2 protein-coding genes are annotated in these 3,522 nt (G+C 41.5%); both read right to left on the reverse strand.

From position 1 onward, the window contains the following. Positions 1-150: 150 nt before the first annotated feature. Positions 151-1,674 (reverse strand): histidine ammonia-lyase, encoded by a 1,524-nt coding sequence (gene hutH / locus QMD21_06025; GenBank protein MDI6856321.1) that lies wholly within the window; start codon positions 1,672-1,674, stop codon positions 151-153. A 159-nt stretch (positions 1,675-1,833) separates the two neighbouring features. Beyond that, entirely contained in the window at positions 1,834-3,486 is a 1,653-nt protein-coding gene (hutU, locus tag QMD21_06030; protein ID MDI6856322.1) for a urocanate hydratase, read from the reverse strand. Between the last annotated feature and the right edge of the window lie 36 nt (positions 3,487-3,522).

A 3,522-nucleotide genomic window follows, 5' to 3' on the forward strand; every position in this document is an offset into this window, starting at 1 on the left:
TAGAACCTGTGCTACCACCTAATCTAGGGGTGTAGGTGGGTGGGCTTTACTTGTTATATTAATAAGCTCATTTAGCTCATCCCAATGTCTATGTGCCTCGCCATCCCAAGTACTGGGATAATGGTCTACTGCTAGTATATCTGAAGTGATTTACTCTAACTTGCCGACAGGTCTCTCTACAGCTTTTAAAATTTCTCTCTCTTCAATTAAGCTCACGATTTTCTCAATATCCTTATGCATTACTCTATCATTACCCAATTTTTTCACGTTCTTTCTTATCACTTTATAAGCTTCCTCTACGCCAATGCCTGCTTTTAATGGTCTATTAAATTCCAAGCCCTGCGCCGCGCAGAGAAACTCGATTGCAACTATGTACTCTACATTTCTTAGTATTTCTAACGCCTTCCTTGCACTGATGGTACCCATACTCACGTGATCTTCTTGATTTGCAGAAGTTGGTATGGAATCAACGCTTGCAGGATGTGCTAAGCATTTATTCTCGCTTGCTAATGCTGCAGCTGTATATTGCAGAGCCATCAACCCTGAGTTGAGCCCGCTTTTGTCAGTAAGAAAAGGGGGCAAGCCGCTAAGTTTAGTATCAAGTAACCTTGCAATTCTGCGCTCTGCAAAACTGCCTATTTCTGCGAGTGCAATTGATAAAGAATCCATTGCAATTGCTATATGCTCGCCATGAAAATTTCCTGAGGGTAAGAGCTCGTTTCCAAAAACAAGAGGATTATCAGTTGCAGAATTTATCTCTGTCTCAGTAATTTTTCTTACCCAATCCAAAACATCTTTGCTTGCACCAAGCACTTGCGGTATGCATCTTATAGTATATGGGTCTTGTACTCTTTCGCACTCTCTATGCGATATTATTACTTCGCTTTTAGCCAGCAACTTTCTTAAGTTATTTGCAATTTCAATTTGCCCTCTGTGCGGTCTCGCTCTCATTATTCTATCATCAAAAGTTCTATCAGTGCCTTTTAACGCTTCGAGCGAGATAGCAGAAGCAACTTGAGAGTGCTTGAGTATGTTCTCTGCATCATAGACAGCAAGCACTGCAATAGCAGTCATTACGCTGGTACCGTTAATTAAAGCAAGTCCTTCTTTGGCTTGAAGCTCTAGCTTCTTTAATCCTGCCCTTTGCAATGCCTCTCGTGCGCTAATTTTCCTACCGTTAAATAAGCAATCCCCTTCACCAATAATAGTTAGTGCTAAGTGAGCTAAAGGCGCCAAGTCTCCGCTAGCGCCTACGGAGCCCTTTTCGTAAATACAGGGAACGAGCTTTTTATTAAGCAATTCAATCAGCATTTCCACAAGCTCTAAGCGCACACCTGAACAGCCCTTTGCTAGAGTATTCGCCCTGATTAAAATGATAGCCCTTACAACATTTTCAGGCAATAAATTGCCTACCCCACTTGCATGACTCATTATTAAATTTTTTTGTAACTGAAGCACATCTTTCTGCGGTATGGCAATGGTACAGAGCTCTCCAAAACCTGTTTTTATACCGTATGCTGCTTTTCCTTCCTTAACAACTTTATCTATTAGCTTTCTTGCTTTTGTTATTTTTAACTTTGCCCTCTCAGAAAGTTTTACTCGCGCGTAGTTTCTTGCAACTTCAACAACATCTTCTATACTCAGTGTTTCGCCGTCTATGATTACTGGTTTCATTTTTTTCCTTTGTGCATATAGAATTATAACCTTTTATCCTTTTCCTCGTCTTCATTCAACTATTGGAAATAATAGTAAATGTGATGTAAGTTACGGAAGTATCACGTAGCTCCTAGCCTAGCCCCAACCTACTCGGCAATCTTAATCCTCTCCTGCATGTCACTCACTCATCGGCATTTTAATTTTCTTAGCTTTTGCAAATTTTATTGCTTCTTCATAGCCTGCGTCTGCATGCCTTACAATACCTATTCCAGGATCGCAAGTTAAAACTCTTTCTAGTTTTTCATCGCTTTCTTTGCTGCCATCTGCAATCACTATCATACCTGCATGAGTACTATAGCCTATACCTACGCCGCCACCGTTATGCAGAGCAACTAAATCAGCGCCGCAGGCTACGTTGAGCATAGCATTAAGCAGAGGCCAATCTGCAATTGCATCGCTTTTGTCAAGCATACCTTCTGTTTCACGAGTAGGCGAAGCCACGGAGCCACAATCTAAATGGTCTCTTCCTATAGCTATCGGCGCTTCTAGCTTACCATTCTTAACCATCTCATTGATAATTTTACCAAATCTAGCTCTTTCGCCATAGCCTAGCCAGCATACTCTTGAAGGTAAGCCTTCAAAAGGTACTTTAGCTTCCGCTAACTTAATCCAATTAACAAGCTGCTTATTATCCCTAAACTCTTTAATAACAACTTTATCTGTTTCTATGATATCTTGTTTCTCGCCCGATAATGCAACCCATCTAAAAGGTCCTCTACCTTGGCAGAACATAGGTCTAATATATGCGCTAACGAACCCTGGGTAAGAAAAAGCATCTTTTAAGCCTGCTTCAAAAGCTTGTCCTCTTAAATTATTGCCGTAGTCAAAAGCTATTGCCCCTCTTTCTTTAAATTTAATTATTGTTTTGCAGTGCAAAGCCATGCTTTCCATAGCTTTTTTTATATATTCTTTAGGGTCATTAGCTCTGAGCTCAAAAGCCTCTTTTAAATTATCGCCCCAATAGCCTTTGGGTACGTAGCCGTTAAGTGCGTCGTGAGCGCTAGTCTGATCTGTGACGACATCAGGCACTATATCTTTAGCTAGAAGCTCTGGGTGCACATCAGCGCAATTACCTATAAGACCTATTGATAGAGGCTTCTTTTCGGCTTTAGCATTCCTCACAATTTCAAGTGCTTCACTTAGCTCCTCGACAATCTCGTCGCAAAATTTTGCAGCCAACCTTTTCTTTGCTCTACTTCTGTCAACTTCTACAACCAGTGCAACACCTCCATTCATTGTAATAGCTAAGGGCTGGGCGCCACCCATTCCACCAAGCCCGCCTGTCAGGCACAATTTACCCAGCAAAGAGCCTTTGAAATGGGCTCTTGCACAAGCTGCAAATGTTTCGTAAGTGCCTTGAATTATACCTTGAGTACCTATATAGCACCAACCGCCAGCGGTCATTTGCCCGTACATTGTTAAGCCGAGCGCTTCGAGCTCATAGAACTTTTCCCAAGTGCTCCATTTTGGCACTAAGTGAGCGTTAGCAATAAGCACTCTAGGCGCTAGTTTGTGAGTTTTAAATACAGCTACAGGCTTGCCCGACTGCACAATTAAAGTCTCGTTCTCTTCAAGCTCTTTCAACATTTCTACGATCTTCCAGTAGCAATCCCAGTTTCGCGCTGCTTTGCCAGCACCGCCATAAATTATTAACTTCTCAGGAATTTCTGCGTTCTCTAAATTATTCTGTAGCATTCTCAAAATGCCTTCTGTGCGCCAGCTCTTGCATTGCAGCTTTTTGCCGCGATTGGCTTTGATAAAATGTTTCATAATGCTATGAAAGGAGTTAGCAAGTAAAAAGTTTTA

It is taken from the genome of Candidatus Thermoplasmatota archaeon (assembly GCA_030018475.1).
Lineage (GTDB): Archaea > Thermoplasmatota > JASEFT01 > JASEFT01 > JASEFT01 > JASEFT01.